The sequence below is a fragment of the Microbulbifer maximicatervae (SeqCode) genome, from assembly GCF_052467505.1.
Genome location: NZ_CP174313.1, coordinates 939,813 through 962,223, shown reverse-complemented (window position 1 = coordinate 962,223; position 22,411 = coordinate 939,813). Strand labels below are relative to the sequence as shown.

General features: G+C 41.4%; 11 protein-coding genes and 2 pseudogenes. 5 read left to right on the top strand and 8 right to left on the bottom strand.

The window, feature by feature from the left end; all coding sequences use genetic code 11:
- Positions 1-27 precede the first annotated feature (27 nt).
- Positions 28-873: a hypothetical protein gene (locus ACJJIN_RS04345; RefSeq protein WP_444897024.1), complete on the bottom strand. Its 846-nt coding sequence runs from the start codon at positions 871-873 to the stop codon at positions 28-30.
- Between the two features lie 2,141 nt (positions 874-3,014).
- Here ACJJIN_RS04345 and ACJJIN_RS04340 point away from each other — a divergent pair.
- Both ACJJIN_RS04340 and ACJJIN_RS04335 read left to right on the top strand, forming a co-directional pair.
- A complete protein-coding gene (locus ACJJIN_RS04340; RefSeq protein WP_444897023.1) occupies positions 3,015-3,263 on the top strand; it encodes a hypothetical protein in 249 nt (82 codons plus the stop codon).
- 310 nt (positions 3,264-3,573) lie between these two features.
- Positions 3,574-4,083, top strand: a complete 510-nt coding sequence (locus ACJJIN_RS04335; RefSeq protein WP_444897022.1) for an OTU domain-containing protein — start codon at positions 3,574-3,576, stop codon at positions 4,081-4,083.
- A gap of 127 nt (positions 4,084-4,210) precedes the next feature.
- Here the strand turns inward: ACJJIN_RS04335 and ACJJIN_RS04330 are convergent, their stop codons facing one another.
- Positions 4,211-5,524, bottom strand: coding sequence for an alpha/beta fold hydrolase (locus tag ACJJIN_RS04330; RefSeq protein ID WP_444897021.1), 1,314 nt, complete (start codon positions 5,522-5,524; stop codon positions 4,211-4,213).
- A 1,375-nt stretch (positions 5,525-6,899) separates the two neighbouring features.
- Between ACJJIN_RS04330 and ACJJIN_RS04325 the strand changes: the two are divergent.
- Together ACJJIN_RS04325 and ACJJIN_RS04320 are read left to right on the top strand one after the other, a co-directional pair.
- Positions 6,900-7,031, top strand: a pseudogene (locus tag ACJJIN_RS04325) (IS481 family transposase); the annotation flags it as partial.
- A 264-nt stretch (positions 7,032-7,295) separates the two neighbouring features.
- Positions 7,296-7,500: pseudogene (locus ACJJIN_RS04320) on the top strand (integrase core domain-containing protein); the annotation flags it as partial.
- 325 nt (positions 7,501-7,825) lie between these two features.
- Here ACJJIN_RS04320 and ACJJIN_RS04315 read toward each other — a convergent pair.
- Positions 7,826-8,029: a transposase gene (locus tag ACJJIN_RS04315; protein WP_444897020.1), complete on the bottom strand. Its 204-nt coding sequence runs from the start codon at positions 8,027-8,029 to the stop codon at positions 7,826-7,828.
- Between the two features lie 1,530 nt (positions 8,030-9,559).
- On the opposite strand from ACJJIN_RS04315, the gene ACJJIN_RS04310 reads away from it, so the two are divergent.
- A complete protein-coding gene (locus ACJJIN_RS04310; RefSeq protein WP_444897019.1) occupies positions 9,560-13,021 on the top strand; it encodes a hypothetical protein in 3,462 nt (1,153 codons plus the stop codon).
- 1,302 nt (positions 13,022-14,323) lie between these two features.
- Here ACJJIN_RS04310 and ACJJIN_RS04305 read toward each other — a convergent pair.
- From ACJJIN_RS04305 to ACJJIN_RS04285, 5 genes are all read right to left on the bottom strand, one after another.
- Positions 14,324-14,605: a hypothetical protein gene (locus tag ACJJIN_RS04305; protein ID WP_444897018.1), complete on the bottom strand. Its 282-nt coding sequence runs from the start codon at positions 14,603-14,605 to the stop codon at positions 14,324-14,326.
- A 32-nt stretch (positions 14,606-14,637) separates the two neighbouring features.
- Positions 14,638-16,542 carry a VCBS domain-containing protein gene (locus tag ACJJIN_RS04300; protein WP_444897017.1) on the bottom strand — a complete coding sequence of 635 codons (1,905 nt, stop codon included), beginning with the start codon at positions 16,540-16,542 and terminating at the stop codon, positions 14,638-14,640.
- Positions 16,543-17,292: 750 nt separating this feature from the next.
- Positions 17,293-17,523 (bottom strand): hypothetical protein, encoded by a 231-nt coding sequence (locus ACJJIN_RS04295; protein ID WP_444897016.1) that lies wholly within the window; start codon positions 17,521-17,523, stop codon positions 17,293-17,295.
- A gap of 1,134 nt (positions 17,524-18,657) precedes the next feature.
- On the bottom strand, positions 18,658-20,433 hold the full coding sequence (locus ACJJIN_RS04290; RefSeq protein ID WP_444897015.1) for an FG-GAP repeat protein: 1,776 nt from the start codon (positions 20,431-20,433) through the stop codon (positions 18,658-18,660).
- Positions 20,434-21,304: 871 nt separating this feature from the next.
- Positions 21,305-21,874, bottom strand: a complete 570-nt coding sequence (locus tag ACJJIN_RS04285; RefSeq protein WP_444897014.1) for a hypothetical protein — start codon at positions 21,872-21,874, stop codon at positions 21,305-21,307.
- Positions 21,875-22,411 lie beyond the last annotated feature (537 nt).

Genomic DNA, 22,411 nt, shown 5'->3' with positions numbered 1-22,411 from the left:
TTTAAATATACCGCTCAAACTCAATATCTATACAATAGACTTTGATAGTGCCTTAATTGTTGTACTATTATGAGAGTGTAGATCATCAATCATAGATTGAAATGCACTATTTAGGTTGTCGACTAAGTTTATCTGCGCATTATTAGGAAAAGTTTCTGAGGAAAATTTACTTAGCGGGGTTTGGTAGTCCCCTACACCTCTCCAATCAGCAATACTTGCGTTATTTTTGTATGATTTTTTCCAGGGCATGGGATTGTAAGCAGGGTCCAGAGTATTCACTTTCCTTTGCTCAAAATAGAGTCTTTCATGTAGGTCATACATTACGACCATTTCAATTTCGCCTTTTAGTGAAAGCTGCTCTTGAAGCCAACCATCTACTGCATTTATCCTGCTTTTTAAATCTGTAAAAGCTTTTTGTTTATCCACTAAATGCTCAACAAGTAGCCCATTCATCTCAGAAACAATTTTCTCTGGTGCAACCTCAATTTCATTATGATAATATTTACCTGCATCATAGACCGAAAATACATCCGCGTTGATATCCGCCCTCATCTTATTTCGCAAAGCTACTCTTGCCGCACGAACCTCCTCACTTATTTGCTCGGGTGCTTGATCATCCTGAGTATAGAGCTTCGCAATTGCATCCATATCTTGTTCGAATGCACCATTCGCATCAAACAGAAGTAACTTGGACCCTTCTGATAGCACAGCAATCATAGCTGTAGGCGAACTTCGAGTTTGACCTAGAATCTCACCTTCTGTTGCTTCACGTACATTCCCATCACTGTCATAGCGAAATTTCGATGCTCCAAAAAGCCAAACATCCCCACCACTATCAGATAGGTTAGTTTCTTCACTTTTGGTCGCTTTCATACTATTCTGGGAGGCCATACTAATAACCCTTAGGCTCGCCCCCAATTGATTCCGGTCATACTGTCTCCTTTGAGCCTACACCAGTTTTGTATACATCTTGTGCGAAATCTATATGTTATCGAGTGACCCAGTAAGAATTTTCGGCTTTGCTAAATGCCCCGGGGAAAATTCTTGTTTCAGTACAATATTTAGTAGCCATGTTACGTAGTATCAGAATTCACGCTTTAGATTTTCCTGTTTTTTTTTTTGATTTTAGACTTTTTTCCCTGTTTCGTGGCACAGTGCTTCATCTAGCTTAGCCCCCTCAATCACTCCACTAATATGTGTGTCTGACTTCGCGTATTAAGTGTCCTGCAAGGCTTAAAGTTCATTCTGCTTCACATCTATCGCTCTAAATTTGATTTAACTCATGCTGAAGTAGTACATTTTTTTGAAGCGAGACTTTCCAGTTTATTGTTCTTCGCTGGACATCTCTCAAAGTTATTTATGCTGACCTATTTAAGCCTCATTCAACTTAATCCTATTAAACCCTGTATCCATTTGATCTAGCGTTTGAAGTATCGTTTGATCTATCAGTTGATTGTTCTGTGCCCTTCCATTTCCGTTTTCAGCCCCGACTCAGTCATCGACCTCACAAACATCCACACGCTATCGGTGATCAACAATTGGGGTCAGCTCTTTACGAGCTTCTGTCTGCTATACGGCCGATAGCTGAAAATTTTTATCACTCCTTGATTGCCCCGCCTCCCCGCCAAGTTATCAGTCTTGATGATGCGACTGATTTATACTCTACTTACTCAGCGTGGCATCAATACTGTTCATGTGTTTCCATTTGGCAGGTTCTACAAAGATAATCTTAGCTTCCTTAATCTGCGGATTTCTTTATGGTTTGTATTTAAAACTGTCACTCTCTATCATCAGTATCTCCTTATGGATACCACATCAGCTGCCAGCTCTTTGGATTTGCATCACCTAAGGTGATTCTGGATACATCGGTATGGTAAAGCGGGAATAGCTGAAAGAGACAATGGTGGGCTGGTACATAGCGTTTAGACCGAACAAGCTAAATCCCTTCCAGGTCAAATGTCACTTCGTAAAGTGGAAAAGAAAGAGATGCAGGTTAGGGTCACCCCTTCCGCTATATCAAGTGTCAGCTTGGCTACAATAATGCTCGATAACGCGGGTTGGTGAAAAATACTTGACACCTGTAATTACAGGTAGGCTTTACGATTTTATGGATAGGGAGAAAATATCTTGCTGCCTTGGGATATTGCGCCTGAAATCCGTACACAGAGGAATTCAGACAAAAACTTGGGAGATTTGTGCAAAAGTTAAAGCTATCTTCGTGAGAAGCCCAATTTTTATCCAGCCCAGGCTGGTCCGATAATAAGACCTCCTTAATCAGAAGTCTCTTCGAGAGTCTCTGAACAACTCCGCAATGTCTCTGCGGCCTTGAATATTGCAGGGTTAAGCGTAGATCGCCGTGAATGGCTGTACAGCTGTGGCCTTTAAGACCTGCCCTTCGGGGCTTGCGTAGCGATTCACACTCCGGCTGCGACTTATTGAAAGATCTAGCGATTCCTGCGAAGCCGCGCCTTGATTGTGAACCGCTCTGCATCCAGAGGTATCGTGAAGTTGTTCAGAGGCACCTAATTCTTGATGGCGGAAGCCTCCCACGAAAGTTGCCGTAAAATATTTTGCGGAATATTGGTTAATCAACGCTAGAATATTTTTTATTTAATCGATATATTTTTTACAAGCTTGAAATTGGCATCTACTGTAACCAGAGGTACTAAAAATGACCAGAACTAATAATTTCGTCGAAGAATTCTAAAGCAGGAAAATCTGCATTTAGTTACCATAACTCAAGTAAATGACTTATAGGATTTTCACTCTATGATAACTAGGTTCCACCTATATATACCTTTTGTATGGATATAGAGGGCCGTATATTGTTTTTTAATTTGTAAAATACCCGAGATCTTCATAGGATTAGCTTAGCAGGTCTTATAGTTAAGGTTTGAAATTACTACTTTATGTCTAAAATAACTCATGTAAACCAGATAATTAGCACAGGTAAAATAGATTCTAAGTACTCAGCTGACATTGCTGTCGACCAGTATCAGGGGGAGTTCTGCCATGTGCGTAAAGATATGCAAAGATTGATAGATATAAACTTTAATCGCTTACCTCTTTCCTCCCCCAATTTTATTACTGGGGGCGACGCGTCTATTGATGCAAGTACTTCTAAACGAGCACTAATTCGTTTTTTACAACAACTAAGTACAATAACAGGAGCGGCCAGCACTTTAAATATTGCAGAAAAACTCACTGAAGTTGTAAAAATTGTAGAGAATGTTGAAAATGATATTTTGCATAGCAAATCATAAGGGTAATTAGCACAACGGTCAATTTATTCAACCGTATATAGATTTACTACTTTTGATTACCCAAAAATCGCTGAACTGATTAATTTTATACCACCCTTAAAGAATCTAATAATTATGAACAGGATAAATTATGCTGTCCTTTAACTTTAGTCCACCTAAGATTTTCCATACAAGTAAACCATCCAAGAAATCTCTACAGTGCACACTAGAACCTAACACTGCATCAAGCTTTGAGAGACTTCGTAGATATACTTTTAAATCGTATATTATAGTTTTTGCTGATACCAGTGGAGTATATAGTGGTCAGCATATGGAAACCCCCTCAGAAATAACATCTTCTGCATCGATCGAAAAGCCACCCTCTCCGATACAAAAAAAATCAGCTTTACATAAGTGTGTAAATGATATTAAGAAGCGCGGAGCTTGGAACACCAAGCTTTCAGATATGCACCCATCTCTTTTGTCTCAATGTATAATAAGGCCTATCAATATAATTTCTCCTGGCTACAACCAGGTCTTGGCGATAGGTGAAGAGTTTTCTAGTTCGTCTGCAGTAAATTTATTCCTAGACAATAATCACTATCAACTAATTAACAATGCAGTCAAGAATCCATCAGATTTGATTGAGTTAGAAAAAGCAAAGCAGCTAGAATCAACTAATGCCCCAGAAGATGGAAATTGCTTATTTGCAGCAACAGCTAAATATTTAAATAACCTTCAGATTAATTATGCATCTCTTCGACAGAAACTTGGTGGCTGGGTAGCAGATAATCCTAACCACTCATTAGCTCAAGGTTTTGTCATTAATGAAATTATTTAGTCTGCATTGCTGCGTTGTGTTTCCAATCTGTCCAGGAAGGCTTGCCTCCCTCTTTGATCCGTCAACCTTATACTCGAAATGAAACTTTCTCATGCATTGAGATTTACAAATCTGCGCCTCCTTTGAGCTAAGTAGAGATGAATTCTTTCACTGCATTTACAAAAACCTTAGAAGCCGGTTCACGCCCAAGCAAAAGGTGGCCATCGCTATTCAAACCCACGAACTTGCAATTTGGGATGCTTGCTGCAATATCAATCCCTTGCTGTATTGGTATTCTTTGATCACCCAGCGAGTGGATAACCAGTGTCGGTACAGTAACCATTTTAAGTTTATCGCGAACATCTATACTACCAAAAACTGAAAGAAATCGGGCTGCATTATTCGCTGATGTTGTAAGTCGCTGAAACTCGTCGAACCAATCTAACTCATCAGCTTTCGCGCTAGGCATAAAGGTGGACGAAAAGATGTGCCTGTATGCAGGGTTGTCTTGCCCCCAACCTGACTCTGTAAGCGTTATTATAGCTTCACGCTCTTTAATGATCTTATCAGTTGCCCCAGTCCGCCAACCTGCTGCATACCCTCCAAAAAGAATCAGCTTATTAACGCGCTCCGGATAGCGTACTGCATATTCAATAGAAACAGCTGCCCCTTGAGAAATCCCGAGTAAGGCGAACTTATCAACACCACTTGCTTCCACAACCGTCTCTAAATCAGTTACAAATGATTCAAATGAAATGGTATCCACATTCCAATCGGATAGACCATTTCCACGCTCATCATAGCGTATAAACTGGTGTTCAGCGGATAAAGCTTGGAACAAAGGGCTCCAAATTGGGGATTCCCAATCATACTCTAAGTGGCTTAACCAGTTCGCAGCTTTTATGATTGGAGTTCCCCTACCGATAGATGCGTAGGCAATTCGAGCACCATCTGATGCTTTACAAAATTTAATTTTCTGGCTCTTAATTAATGTACGTTCTAATGACTGCTTCTTAAATCCTTTTTCATAAGTTATCGCAAAGTTATTCTTTGGTGTCCATGATATGCCAGCCCTTTTAAATCTTTCTAAAAGTTTTGGGCGAATACTATCAGCCTCCTCAATACGCCCTAACATTTCTAGCTTGTTTAGTAATTGAGTTGCTGCGTTAGGATTAAATGGCTCTAGCGTTTCCCAATCGCGCGCCCACTTTAATTGCTCTGGAGGCGGGCTGTTTTTATGGGATGACAAGCGCGATAAGGTTTGCCCTCGCAAGCGTCCCACCTCCTCCCTCTCTGCTACTAACCACTGCTGAAAAAGCTCCTGATCAGGCAAATCTATACCGTCTAGGAAAGTCTCCTTTAGCTCATCATGAATTGACAGAAGCTCACTGTAAGATAACTCAGGAGCTTTAAGCTTTGAAGCTAGCTCCCTCACATCAATATGAATATCTTCCGTATCCATGCGAACCCTTTCTCGATCTGCATTTAAGCGCGCATTGTGCGGGTCATTCACAATAGGCCTGATCTTACTAAGAGACCACCTTAGCGATGCCCTAGGATCATCTGGCAGATCCCAGAAGAGCTCACACAAACGATCACGACGGTGCGGCCTTGAAGCCAATAACAAGAACGCGAGGATTGCTCGGGTTTTTTTGGAGCGAGGTAAACTTATCGCTGAACCATCATGGTAGACAGCCAACTCGCCAAACATTTGAATTGATATATTCACAACAACCTATTTACCAATTCTTGTACAAAGTCCTAAGGAGTCCCAAATTACCCCAGATCATCTTTGGGCTGAAGTGTAAAGCGCAACTCGCCACATCTAGCCTTAGCCCTTAAGAAGCGTCTATACAATCGTAGCAGCCATCAAAAAGACATATTTAATCCAAAGTAATTTTTTGACCCATTGGTTCTACTCGAGTAGCTGACTACCCATAATACCTATGAAAATATCTAGTTAGTGGCTTTCCTATTAGCCTGATATAAATATTTTGTACCACGAACTTGAGGAGCTCGGATGCTCCTGCCTGACCAAGAGCAGTCATCGTATGCTAGTAATAGGTGGTACTAAAGTCACGTTAAAAAGGAAGAAACTATACATTGTCTATTTTTCGTGCATTATTAGGCTTAAAGTATTATAGAAAGTCGAATATCTTGATTTTTATCTCCCTCTTACTACTCCGCGTATCAGACATGATCGATGATGTCTCAAAGAAAAGTTCTCAGAGTATTACTTTTTTGGCATCACTTACTTGATTGTTGTTAGATACAAAGAAACATTAATCAGGGGGCTCTGGATACGCCTAGACTTCCCGTCGGACCTCAAAGAATACCGGTGATAGGCTAAGCTTTAAAGGAAATAGCTTTTTAGTCATTGCAAGTGTTATTACGCTGGCCCTACGGCATCCTATGATCAATTCATAATCCGCAACAAGGCCTCCAAAAAACCTAATATTTTTAGAAAGCTCTCCTCAGGCTGCACCCACTCTGAGAGGCACTTGCATCACCTGTCCCCTCCCAGAAAAGTGGCCCAAAGGCTAACCTAAAACTATCTATGCCCTACCAAGCCAACCCCAAATGTGACCAGTCGGTCAACAACCTCTCTATGTATCTTCAGCACCCAACATCTATATATGGCACTATCTACCTTGGCACTCGTGCCCAGGCCAATCATTGAAAAGAACCTATGGAGCTAGAGTACGACTGTAGCGACCAACTGTTTCCGGAAAATAAGTTAAGTTTTTCTTCCGCTTTTGCAGTCGTGCCCCCATCATTGCGTTGGTGGGGGCGCTCCCAGTTATAGTAAGTCATTAGATAATGACTGATATCTCGGCGCGGCGGACCTCCAGAATGACTTTATACTACCGTTTTATGCCATACATGATCTTCCAGTGCTGCGCATCCTAACTGATCGTGGTACCGAGTATTGTGGCAAATTGGAACAGCACGATTATCAGTTATATCTAAGGAGCCTCTGAATAACTCCGTAATGCCTCTGCGGGTTTTGAAAGCTGCAGATGTTAGGCGCAGCTCGCCGCGAATGGCCGTAGCCCTTTGCAAAAGCTGCAACGCAGCAGATGCGGCCTTCAAGACCCGCCCTTCGGGGCTTGCAGAGCGATTCACACTCCGCGTTGCGACTTCTTGAAAGGTCTAGACATTCCTGCGAAGCCGCGCCTTGATTGTGAACCGCTCCGCATGCCAGGGGTATCACGGAGTTATTCAGAGGCTCTCTAAGTGTGAACGAAATAGAACACACTAAGACAAAAGCCAGGCATCCACAAATAAATGGGATCTGTGAACGCTTCCATAAAACCATTTTACAAGCGTTCTACCAACCTTCATACGCCGCAAGATCTATGGATCAATAGAAGAGTTACAAAAGGATCTGGACGAAGGCTCACATATTACAATAATTGGAGAACCCATCAGGGTAAATAGCACCTCCTGAAAAACCGGTAACTGTCAGATCAAACCTGAGCTACTATAGTTGAAGGGTAGGATCACTCGGACCCTTTTAGCTACCCGCAACTTTCTAATAGCGCTAGAAGATACCAGTCTCCCAAGCCACCAATAATAGTCCAATCTTGAGAACCTTAAACACCGACACATCAAGTTAATCGAGAATAGCCCTACATGCTCCTGTATCAGTGCGTACTTTACTCTTAGTGGTTCGCAAAGTACGCAGCTGCCTTTTTAGACGCTCGCCCCCCTTACGCGCCTCCTGCAATTCCTTCGTGAGCCTGCGGACTACTGCACTTTCCTACTTGGAGTAGTCGATACCATTTAATCTATTAAGCTGCTTATCTGAGAGACGATTAAATTGACCGCGCCAGCTATAGATCTGCTGTGCACTGACACCCAGCTCGCGTGCCACAGAAGCCGTTGTCACTCCAGGCTTTTCCGCCCTTTTTACTGCCTCGATTCGGAATTCCTCTGTATACGCCTGAGTTCTTTTGTTTCCCATGATACAAGGCCGAAACCTAACTATACAGGGTGTCTACTTAACCTGGGTAAGTCTTATATCGAGCGCCGCTGAACTTGACCTACTAGCTATTAGTTAAAAAGTCCGATTGATTAAAAGCATTTAAAAAATATGGAAGCAACGAATAAAGTGTACCAATGGAAGGACTGTTTCTGAGCCTGGGATTTGAATGGATTCCTTCTCCAGGTTATACATTTATAAAATTAAAATCAGAACCTAATGGCTTACAGCAACTGTGAGCATTCCCACCGGCACAATGGGGATATCTCGCCTAGAGATGGAAAGTAAAATTAACATATTATCCGAAAATAGTTGCAATGCACATCATTTAATCCTTAGATATTAATGATCCTTGATTTTAGATAATAAGTGTGGCTGGGAAAGTAGGGTTCAGTTGGTAGAGTCAGCACCTCTCCCGACTAGAAGATGGGCACTGATGGGAGTGTTTTGAAGAATAACTACAGGGGTCGAATATCCTCAAGTAATTTACATCTGTGGACGATCTATTGAGACCGAAGAACACACAACGCCTGGCTACTAGGAAAGACACAGTATAAACAGCCTGCACACTAGATAACAACTAAAATATTTTTCAGAAAAACTTGGAAGGAATTATTTTGGATTAAAGATGTGAGTTTTCGAACCAGAAAGCCCTTATTCATGCAGAGAAATAAATACCGATCTCTGTGATCCAAAAGTCAGAAATAGAGAGAAAGAATGGTAATTGGTACATGCATACCCCCAAAGGGAAGTGACCTATCCATTCATGAAAAATGCAGACATAAATGATAACCACAAAGAAAATTAAAAATAAAATTAAGACCCCTAGAAGCACTATATTCACAAAAAAGGTTAGGGGGGGGCAACATTTCATCCATCGTCCGAACTCACACAGACAAAGTTGATGAACTTATACTAATGATCTGATCATTATTATTCACCCCAACACTCTACCTATGCCTTTATTCTTTTTCTAAAGTAGAAAGCATATCCATATCTCTTTGGTAAATACGAAAGTATTACCAGTCACAGACCGAAGACAATACGACCCCATGAAACTTTGAATATTAAGCAAACACTACCGCCACACATAAAGCACCCAAAGAAATAACAACTTGCTTTATAAAAGACCACCTTCGACCCCCCCCCATTAAACAAATACAATCGATTACATCCCAAAAAAAAAGACCAATATTGATAGAACCAGAAACCCAAAAATATATAGTTAAAACACCAATAAGAAACAACACCTAAAATAAAACATAATTACAATAATTACTGATTTTCATCCCCCACACGGGGACTTTCAGAGCAAGGAAAGGAAGGGGGTGGACATGTTTAATATATTTAAATTAGTCAAGGAGGGACAACCATATGAGATAACACTGATACTGGCCAATAGATTCAAAATTCCTCTAAGCAACTGTATTAAAATTAATGATTATGTTACCAAAAGATTACTTAATTTTGAAAAAAATACCTCAATCGCTAGCTTATTTAAGCTGCATTATAATGACACTAAGCACTCAAAGTTTCGCGAAGGATTCCGATGGAGATGGGCTCGAAGATCATGTTGAACAACTAATAGGGTTAAACCCCAATAATTCCGATTCTGATCAAGATGGCATTCTTGATCCAGATGAATTTTATGAATTTAGAGATTTTATTGAGGCCGATACTGGTCGCACAATTAACCGGGATCATTTTCTAGTTAACCCATCTATCGATAGCGACGAAGACCAAATTACAGATTTCACTGAAGTCTACGGGTATTATAATGATGGAAACTTATTGAGAGGGGCACAAAGAGCTGTTCCGTCAGATATATGGCTAGATATGAGAGATAACTCCTCACATAATGTCATTTTAAACGGCATAACTATTCGAACTACAAGGTGGGCAATTAAAGCACTCGAAGCTGCTGGAAAGGTCACTACACAACAATTATCAAATCTCGATACAGGAGGCGAGCAAGACTTCAGAGTTCTCATCGTTGATGGGATGTACGATATTATCCGCTCCCATGTTATCAGTAAATTAGATGGACTTGGTGTTGCCAACCCGGAAACACATCAGGTAATTACCGGGTCTCCCCGCGAAGATGGAACCATCGCATCCGTAATGGCGGCAATCATGATCAATAGTGATTCTTTTGGCCCCGCTAGAGAAATCTTCTTTACAGACCCTTTTAGATACAGCACAGATTTTGACCCTTATAGTGACCGAGAAGAGGCAATTGGTATTTTTGGAGCCTCCCAACCGGTCCATGGAGCATCACACCCACTAATTGGAGCAATGCCACAACTTGTAACAACACTCGAGGGCATAACCCTTTATGATATGACTACAATTGGTGAATCTAACGGCACCGAAGTCGGCGAGGAAATCGGTGAGTATCAGACAAAGGAAAATAGTCAAACCAAAGAAAAACTATGGTTTGTTACATTAAACTTTGAAGGCAATGCTGGTACCGATGGCCTAAGCATCGGAGTAAATACCGGTGGGGGTTACGGTCAAAGCACCGGATGGTCCTCTAGTGAGGCAATAGAGACGGGCTCAAGCACATTTGAGTCTTTAAGCAGTGAAACTTCTACTGAAGTTTCAAATAGCTGCTTTTCCTCAATGGCACTGACTTTAAAGGTAACAAATACTGGGTCAGACGCGGCCTCTCAAATATTTCCATTCTGGGATATATATTTTGGCGATCAATTATGGGGAACCGTTGACTATGAAGGCAATGGGTTCTCACTAGCTGCTGGTCAGAGTGAGAGACTAGTTGTACTTGGAAGGAGTGAAGAAGGATCATGCTTAAGTGTGGAGGAAACAGATTACTTAGCGAATGGTGGTGCAGTTGGATTAGCCACAAATATTGCAAGTGCAAAAGTGACTCTCTTCAACAATGCTACAGGTCAACTCAATAACAATGCGGACTGGTCAGCCCTTATTAACTCATTCAATTCTGATCTCGCACGTATAAGTGTAAAAGGCGTGTCTGCGAACGGTAGTGACTTCAATCACAATATCTGGGTTCATGCCTATGATGAAGGTAGTTTATTACCAGACATGTCGGTAACCATTAAGGAAGCATTTGATATAGCCTATACCCAGCTAGACTGCAAGAACAGTGGCTATACAGATGCAGCCTTATGTTATCGTACTTCAGAAGGTGATTTTATTATTGGCGGCGACAATGATCGCGCATCCAGTTTTGAGTTCACATTTACAGATAGCAATTTTAACGTAATTAATGACCCAAATTTTGTAGAGCAACTAACCTCAAAAAATAACAGCTCTAATTTTTGGGATATACGATTGCCACCCAAAACAACTGTAACCATTACTCAACAAATCCCACTGTATCCAATAGTGAAAAACTATGATATTTTCCAGCTATATGGTGACAATGGAATTACTAATAATATAGAAGTGCACGCAGTCATTAATGATCATTTGGGAATAAAGAGTGTCGAGATATGCGATGGCAATCAATGTAACCCATTAAAACCCAAACTAGAATCCGGGGAACGAAGTAATAACTACTTCAAGTCTGTAAATAATATTTCCGATCTAGGTAACTTAACCCTGAAAGTAGAAAATACTTTAGGGAACATCTCAGAAACACCAGTTAGCCCCACGGCTGTAAAATATAGCAAAGAAACACAAAGAAGAATCACTTTTGCAGAAAACTATGCAATTAGCCTTAGTCAGCACCTTAAATACTATGAGGAAGAGATTAGCAGTACCGATAAAGATTACTATATAAGAATGGGATTAATATCAGATATTGACACCTTGCGAGAAAAAGTAGACGGCATCAATAATGATGCATTTTATCTTTCATCCGTATGTGATAATAACCTGAATACAATAACCCAGTGTTTCGATTCAATAGATAAATTCGATAAAACTTATCTGTCAGAAGAGCAAGTTCTTTTCAACTTGAACAAAATGCCAATTCGAAACCGATTACTAATGCCACGCGGTCAAACCCCTTCTTTTTCAGGTGATGTAGATTGTGCGATTCCCTCAAACTCCATCATTGTGGGAATGAAGGCCAAATCAGTAATTAGAGCTCCTGGTACGGATGCCAACCTCAAAATAGGTATATTTTCACGAGAAATCCTACCTACATATAAACCACAAGAGCCATTCTTTATTTTCAACTCAACTGTTGAATCATGTGATAAGTATAGCGGTAATGGCAATATGCATTTTTATGATTTTAATTTTGTAGATGGTGACAACACTAAAGCATATGCTTTCACCAATTTTGGCCTTGATGTTGATAATGGTCAAGTAAATAAACTTTGCGTGGGAAGGCACAAGGTAGACCTATCAAAAAAGGGACCTCTCACATCCACTGGAAGTCATTATAGTTCAATCTGTGGTAATAGTGATAGCTGGAGTGGCATCGAACGTAGAACGTCATCTACCCCAACAACTACGAGAGGACTGCCGTACCACTTAACTGCTGAAGCAGTACGTGCCACCGCAAAAAGTGCATCTTTTTATCGGGTTCAAATGTCTGAAATTGTTTTTGCCCAGCCCTACACTAGCGGGTTAACCAATGGTTACAGGTATCGAATTAAAAATGTTGAAACGGGAAATTATTTAGACAAGAGATCAGGAGACAATGATATTGTCGATATATCGCCGCGCAATGATGATGATCTTTCACAAATATGGATACTCGATGCCGTCAACCCACTCGAGTTTCGAATAATTTCTGCTAGCCAGAATACAATCCTTACTCAACCTAACTCATTAACGGAGAAATTTTTTACTAGGGCTATTCCCAACAATGACCAAGAGCTTGAATCAAATTATTCTCAACACTTTAGGCTCGAGTCACTTAGCGGGGGAGCAAATACTATTAAGTCTGTCTATATGAACAACAAATATATGTCAGCTGCTGGGAATCTATCAAATGCTTCAACAAGCACTAAATGGCTTTTTGAACGGGTAACTGATTAAATATTCTTATACCTCATTAAGCGCTTATGAGTTCGTTAACAAGAGGTTTCATAAGCGCATCTTAAAAAGGTGCTAGCAGCAAACTGATCTGACGAATTTGAATTCCCGATATAGTAACTAGCAACAGTTCTCTTGAGGCAGGGGCTAGTGATACAACCAGCCAGCACTATGGTGATACTATTGATTTATTTTTAACTGTGTAACTAATTGCTTTCCAACACTCAACACCTAAGTGTCTCATGAGTAAAATAATGACTGAAAACACCCTTAGTTGACTCACCCAGATGCCTATCAACATAATAGGCGGTTTTGGCTGAGCGCACCCCCCCCTCTGTTCGAGGTTTTGACAACAACCACAGCGGTAATAACTCCACTCACCTTAAAGGGCAACATAGTAGAGTTGAAATAAGTGGTCTCTACTGTCAAACCGGATAATTTAAAAGTCAACTTGTTAATACAGGGCCAACCCATCTAACACAGATCGATAACCGGATTTTGGCTCAGTATGCACCCGCAATATCGTCAATACCCATGAGGAAACTGTGGATCTATATTTCTGCAGATTTTGCGCTATAGGGTACTAAGCTGCTTATGAAGTCGAGATAGGTCGGCACACACATCCTCTGGATTGGAAGTCCTCAGTTATCCATCTCAAAGAAATTGCGCTTCACGCTGCCCCAAAAAGCACTAAGCGTCAATATGGAAGGCCAGAGGGTCCCTCTGATCTTATATCTCAGAGGAACAGTGGATGTTAAATTCTGGTTGTTCGTGTAGTATTCATCGAGTTGAAGGTATTTTCCGTAGCGACTGCAGGAGAATATCTTACATCACGTTGATTCGCATCAAGTATAAACTGGGGTAGGATTCATCGACAGACTTCGAGGCGGTTGCCGCTGGTCTAAAAAATAGCTCCGGGAATAAGCCACTCTCTGCTGAGAATTGAGGCAGCAATTACCCACAGACTAGCAAGTCCAAGAGCAGTACACTAGCCAAACTTTTATATTCTGTTTGGAAATCCGTACGGGATTCATAAATTAACTCATACAACGAATATACTAAAGCGCCACAACAGCATGATCGGATAAACTAAAAACACATAAATTTCAACCACCTAATGAACCTTCAATGCAGGGAATATATCGAAAAGTCGATAATTTTATCCAAAACTGGAAGCCGATCTTATACCGACTTATAATCGAGCGTAGAAAGCAGCTTACCGACTTCCAGCAATATATTAGCATGATTGATTAAATCTAATCATCAATCTCTACTTTATATACATTTCGTACCTAATGATATACTTCATAGCAAACTAATATGTCTAACCTCAACAATCTGAGAACCCTCATATTCAGCATCAATACTTATACGATCTCCGTGCTTCACACTAAGGCCTTTTATTTTCTTCTTATCTAAGAAAAAATAGTTTCCAGAAACCTCATCTTTAATCAAAAAAAGATGCTCAACCTTACTAAAGCTTTTATCTTCTACAGTGACTTCCTCTAGCTTTCCGACTATAAAATCTTCAGCCGTGACACTCACCGACAAAAAAATTGAAATCGCCATCAGTAGTATTCTAAACATAATTTACACCAAAAAAGATCTGTATTTAAAAATTAATTACTATATTTTACAGTAAATTTTGCAAACTTTCTCATAGAGTCCACCGATTCAAATTTAATAGACAGGCCATTCCTGGAGTCTGTGAAAGACTCACCGACCTTTACAATCGCCACATCATTATATGCCCCACCATCAGCATAGCTGATAAATAACTCATCCTCAATTTGGTAGGGATTCATTATGGGGTGGGAAGCATGATAGTTAACATAATAATATTCTTTTCCATGACTATGACCTTCACCTCCTATTTTTACTTGCTGAGGAAGATTTTTTGAAAGCTCTCCGGGACCAAGATAAATTGACTGAATTTCTATTTCTTGTAATCCACCCAGATATGGTGTGACTACCTTTGTATACTCAGGGAATTGCTCATACCACCCTAAAAATTCACGCTGGCCACTCCCAAATAGGTTAGACCACCCTAAGCCCATTATTCCTCTTCCCCCATAATAACTTTCAAGATTTCCATCGTTATTCTCATCAAAATTTGCATGGCCTAGTCCAAAGTTATGACCCACCTCATGCTTAATAGTGGCTAAGGCTGCAACTGGCCCGCCCTCTAACCCTACAAACGACCAGTTCCCCCAAGTTGCGGCCACTCCAGCCGCACCAAATATAGATATCGGATAAAGATATACTCGATGGTCCCATTTTGTTAAATCCAGAGGTTCATTATTTTCATCTAATAAATTTTCTCTGGCCCATTCGTCAGCTTCATCTCGAAAGGTCATACCTTTATCTGTATATCGACCACCAAGGTGTTGTCTATCGAGTAACTCCTGGTAGCTGAGCATGTCGCCATTTATTTCATCGGGCACATTGTAGATTACACAATCAATTGATGAGTTTTCCTGGCCAGAGGTTCCATAGCAATAATTATCTAGAGAGCTATCATTAACACGATGCCGTACAAAATTATGCTGACCTAAAGAGTTATAATAATACACTCTATTCATTGAATTTGGGTTATTAAAAACACTATTAGCCAAATCAGATATACCGAGACTATCTAAGGATGAATTGCCATCGAACTCCATGTAAACAAATACAATACTACTTTCCTTTACCTTTATCGTATTAATAGAAAGCAATACTACCTGAGAAGTATTATCGCTTAATGACAGACTTATCGTTTCAGTAGCTGACTCTCCTGAGGCAATATTTTCAACTCCATCATTAAGGCGGTACTCCCAGTCACCATTCTTATCTACACTAAATTCACCATATTCACCATCAATGGTATCTTCAGTAAATGTTGGGGCATTTCCGTCGACATCAGTAATAGTTACTGTTCCAGATAAGTACTCTGTATCGCCAACGACTAATGTACCAATTGGAGACTCTACGTTAAATTCGTATGGATCATCAAAACCTACAATAGTAATCGTAATAGGTGTTGTTTCACTACTTGAGTCAATACCTATAACAAAATTATCTCTGACAACTTCCTCTCCCTTAATTGGATCTGATAGAGCCTCATCAAGTACATACACCCAACTCCCATCTATACTTACTTCAATCTCCCCATATGCTCCCTGAAAACTGCCTTGAGCGAATTGAAGGCCGCTATTTGTATCACTGATGAGCTTTCCAGATATTTTCTCTTCGATATTTTCTGAAATTCTACCGGTTCCACCTGTTATTTGATACGAACCTCCGCCTCCAGAGTTACTACCACCTCCTGAGTTATTGCCACCTCCTGAGTTATTGCCACTTCCTGAGTTATTGCCACCTCCTGAGTTATTGCCACCTCCTGAGTTATTGCCACCTCCTGCGCTATTGCCACTTCCAGCAGAACTTTCATCGGTAGCTTGGCCTGAGCTTCCCCCACCACCTCCACATGAGGCTATAAGAACAGACAACAAAATGCTAACGGCAATCTCTCGTATATTTTTCACATATTCTCCAAAGTACTATCTCTAGGATTGTTTGGCTTTGTCCTACATTATTTTCTATAAACATAAACCTATCAGTAAGTAAATACTGCGGGTGTCATAGAAATAAAAACTTCAGATAGAACAATTAACCATCTATATACAACCCTTATATTGCGTATACAACCACTCATTCGACGTATATTGATTAAATGCTTATACCTGATGTCAAATGGTGAAGGCGTCATTATTTTACATAACCCATTATTTTCATTATTTTTTGGTCTGATAATTTTAGGAATTGGTCTTTATTAACGGGTATTTGGTATTTTTTCTTACTTTTGTGAACTTTATTCAGTTATCGACACCCTCGCCGGAATCCAACACCTCCTCATATATTCGAACTTATTCGATTATATATTCCACAACCGCCACACAATAAGTTTATCGACTCATGTTATTTAACCAGGGAATACTCCAGCTTATTTACATTGGTCTACTTTTCCACATTTTTATTTACATAACCACCATCTAGACAATATGGAAAAATCTTTACACGATGATTAATTTTTATTCCAAGGAATAACTACGATTCTTTATTCCACAAGTGGATCACCATGTGGCCTGGCAAATAATTCATTTGACGGCCATCCTCTTTTACTCGCTCCTGATCTACTGTTCAAAAGATCCATTACAAATTGATCCTGCTCGGCCATCACCTTATTAAAACCGGCATCCTTTGGGAAATATTTTCGCTCCAAGCCGTTTGTATTCTCACTGATTCTTCTCTACCAAGATAAATATGGGTGAACAAAGTAAAATATCTACTTCTAAGCAATCTACAATTGTTTCTTGTTCAGCGAATTCGAGACTACTATCAAAGGTAATCGTTTTGATTTTATCTTCGAAACTTACCTTGCGACTAATCGCTGCTTCAGCCAGCAAGTCTGATTGTTTACATATCAATGTAACAATAACAGTAAATAGTGTCTTGCGTTCAGGCATAGTCAGTAATTAACCGCGTCGATCACACCTATCGTAGCACTTGCCATGGGACTTTGATGCAATCCTAAGGTGCTTGTATTAGCTTCATAATTTTCCGATCTAAATAAATTTGTTGGTAGATCATCTCACCGTGTAACGACAACCCCGTACACCTCTTCATATAGCTTACGACTTGCTGTGGTCTGAGTTAGGGCCTCTATTTGTTTCCACATGCCATCAGTCACCCTCTGTGCTTTATACACTTGCTAGCGTCTTAGCGCTGCAAGCTTATGTTCTTGTCCCGGGCGATATCCTAAGTATTACACTGCAGCTTTTAGTCGATCATTGCGAGATACCTCTCTAACGGTTTTGCTATTGTTTTCTAAGAATGCATGGATGTTCTAAAACTGTAAATCTGGCATCGTTCGATCTCGCTCCGTTGGTAGCAGCTCATCATTTTCTTTCACTTGATTGAGAGAGATTCCGGCTCTACCAACTGAGCCCACTCTTACCAATTACTCTTATTATCCGAAACCAACAATTTGTGTCATTGCAGGTATCAATTTAATTAAAGCAAAACAGTTTAATGGTTTCAAAACTTAGGGCGGGATCCTGTGGCGTACTGGGTATGCTTGATACGGCAGGTTCCTCTTTGTGATTACTAGAGTCAACACCAGAATGGATTGCGGGGGTATAGTGCTGGAGTCTCTTGGCTTTTAAATGTAGCTTATGAAGTGACCCACTAACCCCGGATACCATAATGACTTTATGCTTTCGGGCATTTTCATAGGTTGTAGAGTCCAAATGCGATAGGCCCGGATTTTGGTTGGCATTTCAGCGTATCGGGTGAACGCCTGGCGAGAACTCTTTATAGAAATATTAAAGGGGAGCTAGCGAAGGCAGACTCAAGGCCAGTCCACCACTTCAGCGACGCGGCTGTTGAGCGAAAAAATGAGGATGTGATTTTTTAGAGGTACCCTCGAGTATAAACAGCACGGCGGAGGGGATGTGCATATGGGATTGCTCCTATACCTTTCTGAAAACTGTAAGTATTAAGAATACCAGTAACCTGTTAATAATCATACAACTGTCTGTCGCATGCTAATCCCCCCCCGCTTTAATGTGAGGGGGTATTAGAGTCGCGAGCAAAAATAATTAGTAAGTATAGATCTCTATCGCTGAGGATCCATCCGGGTCTACTGGGTATTCATATGCGCTAACAGCCAGCGTTTGCCCATCGCCACTGAGGCTGATAGTCGTTCCGAAAGAGTCACCCTGCTCAGTATTGCTACTCTTGAGATAAGCCTGCTGCTGCCAGGTATTGGCCTGCCGTGCAAACATGTAAGCTGCACCAGAGCTTATAGCACCATTATTGTGTTGATCACCATTGATACCTTGGGCACTGCTGCCCTCAAAAATAGCGCCAACAGCCAGAGTTTGGCCATCGGCACTGAGACTGATAGGGAACCCGAAATGATCACCCTGTTCAGTATTGCTGCCCTTGAGATAGGCTTGCTGCTGCCAGATATTGGCCTCTCGAACAAACACGTAAGCTGCGCCAGAGCTTATAGCATCATTGCTGTGTTGATTACCATTGATACCTTGGGCGCTGCTGTCCTCAAGATCAGCACCGACAGCCAGAGTTTGGCCATCGGCACTGAGGCTGATAGCCATTCCGAAAAAGTCATCCTGTTCAGTATTGCTGCCCTTGATATAGGCTTGCTGCTGCCAGATATTGGCCTCTCGTACAAATACGTAAGCTGCCCCAGCAAATGGGGCATCATTGTTGTGTTGATCGCCATTGATACCCTGGGCGCTGCTGTTCTCAGAAACAGCACCAACAGCCAGGGTTTGGCCATCGGCACTGAGGCTGATAGAGCTCCCGAATTCATCACGCTCTTCAGTATTGCTGCCCTTAAGATAGGCTTGCTGCTGCCAGATATTGGCCTCTCGTACAAATACGTAAGCTGCCCCAGCAATTGGGGCATCATTGTTATGTTGATCGCCATTGATACCTTGGGCGCTGCTGCTCTCAGAAACAGCACCAACAGCCAGAGTTTGGCCATCGGCACTGAGACTGATAGAGCTCCCGAAAGCGTCACCCTCTTCAGTATTACTACCCTTGAGATAGGCTTGCTGTTGCCAGGTATTGGCTTCTCGTACAAACACGTAAGCCGCCCCAGCAATTGGGGCATCATTGTTGTGTTGATCGCCATTGATACCTTGGGCGCTGCTACCCTCAAAATGAGCACCAACAGCCAGAGTTTGACCATCGGCACTGAGACTGATAGAGCTCCCGAATTCGTCACCCTCTTCAGTATTATTGCCTTTGAGATTGGCATCCTGCACCCACACTCCCCCCTCTCTGATAAACAGGAAGACTGCATTTTCACTGTGATTAGCTACGGCCAGGGTGTGGCCATCACCACTGAGGCTGACAGAGAAGAGCTCTTCGGTATCATCGATCTTGAGGTAGCCAATGGCAGCGACCAATGCGTCGCTCACTGAGATAAGGTCTGAGTCACTGCACTGCTCCAATTCACCCTCCCCGTTACAAGCTTGTAGTAGGTACTGAGCATTTGCCCGCGCGTAGAGCGGCACTTCTAGCGTTATGGTTTCACTCCCCTGGGGAATATGCTCTGCGACAGGAGTAAACCCAGATAGCCCATCTGAGTTTTCCAGTAAATGGTAATGACTGGCGTTGCCGGTATCGGTCCAACTAAAGCGGAACAACTTAACGGGCTCAAAGCTTAGGGTGAAATCCTGTGGTGGATTAGGAATATCGGGTGTCTCTTCTACGGCAGGTGTCTCTTCTACGGCAGGTGTCTCTTCGTTGTTACTCTCGTTGCTACCGGACCCTCCACTGCTGCAAGCAGTAAGGAGGGAGAGGATAGTTATTATAAAGATGGCTTTAATGGACTGCGGGGGCATGGTGATAGGATCTCTACGCTTTTTAATACAACAGCTCAATTATTCATATCGCCCGTGCTGTTTCTTTAGGATTTGGGCATTTTTTATAGGTCACAGAGTCACAAAACTAATAAGAGGGCACTGAGCAGTGGGGTCTTAGGTTCAATGTACCTGTCAAGATGATGATCCGAGGAGTTGGGTGCACACAGGCGCAATTCCCAGTCCGGGTATTGCTTACGGAAAACCAGCAGAACAGGTACAGGGCAGCAATTGTGGCAATGAGAGTGGAGTAGTGAACCCAGGCTGATTCTGCCCCACCGGGTAGAAAGTGTTTTTCTTCAACGCTGCGACGGCGATATAAAATTAGCGCATAAAAAATGACTGTCGCAATCACAAAGATGCGGGACCAACGGGTTTATTGTTCGTCAGATCCCACCTGGGCCACAAGACAGCACACCGCTGAATCAGCATAATCACAGTAAACAGACAGTGCTGCTGATGCGGCATTTTGTCAAACGGCTGACTGACTGTTGGAAATATGGTAGTAAGCATCAGTTGGATTAGTTCAGACCAAATCTGAACTACTACAGTTTAGTCGTCAGTGGGATCGATAGTTATCTTCTTACAGAGTTTTTTCCATATTGCCTGCATGTTAATTACGCTAAAGAAGTTATGAAACAGTTTCTAGGGGAAAGGAGCATCTGCGATATTTCATCTACAGATGCCTACCCCCTTAATTATTAGAGTCAATATTAGCTAAAATGAAAATTTCAAAGCTTAGGTATCAGCTATTACCTTCTAAATTTATGCACCTGAAAAATTTAGCAGCATATCCCCTCTTGTCCGATAATGATCTTCGTTCGCACCCTTTCCTGTATGCAGCACCCTAATATCATCCAATATTTTTTTCTTGTGCTTCACCACCGAGCCTACTATAGAAATCTTTCACCTCATGTGCGCAGTTTTCACCAAGCTTCCCTTTGTCCAGTAAAACTGCATTGAAGTGTATCAGAGATTCCTTTTCTTTATAGCTCATTTCTCCGCACAACTTATCTGCCAATGCACCCAAGTTATTACTTCGAAGGTTTACCAACAGCTTCAACTGCCGATCAGGAAATAATTGTTTGAAAATATTATGTTGCTGTTCAGGTTTCAGCTGGGTAGATAAAATTGCAGCGAGCGCAAGGTTTTGCTTATGGATCATCACAGACATCAGTGCTACTGAGCCATCAAAAAGATATGATACGAGCCCAAAGAATAGATTGTTATCGGATTTAATCCTATGAATAAAGCATGTATAGTTCCGTCTCAGGTACTTTCCATCGGTTGCGTTTAGATATCCATCAAAAATTTGACTGTTGTTCAAATTTTGACAAAGCTTGTCCGCGAGCTTATCCATTCCTGGGTCCCGACAGCCTCCAAGTAACTTCATTTGCTGGCCTGGATCTAGCTGTTCAATCATGCCATTCTGTTGATCGGAACTCACATGTGTAAGTAATAAGGCTGCACGGTGAGGACTTTTGTAAATTAATGTGGACATAACCGTAGGTTTTATGTCCCCTAGGCTTAGTGACTTAGTCTTTATTTGATTCGGACGGACGGCTTTGGGGCGTGATCAGTTTGTTTTCTGCCACAGAATCTAGTAAAAATTCGGTCACAGAGATCGGTCCTGCGCACTTCGATTAATCTTTTTCGACATGTATTACGCTCAGCGGATCGCTTGCCTTGTGTGTTATTTTTATTCTGAGGCGCTCCACTTGTTGCTCTTGTGCTACCGACTGAATTTACACCCATTGTTTTCACTTCTTCTTATGATGCTAATAATTTCTATATTTTATCTTGAGGAACCTCTAAATGCTTTATTTTATGGGCTTTAGTTTTTAACTCCTTGGTTTCAGATAATAATCCACCATATCCTTACCCCCCAATAAGCATGATCGTTATTGTAAAATACGGGGCATTCGTCCAGATACATCTGAAGACCCCCAACAAATCCATA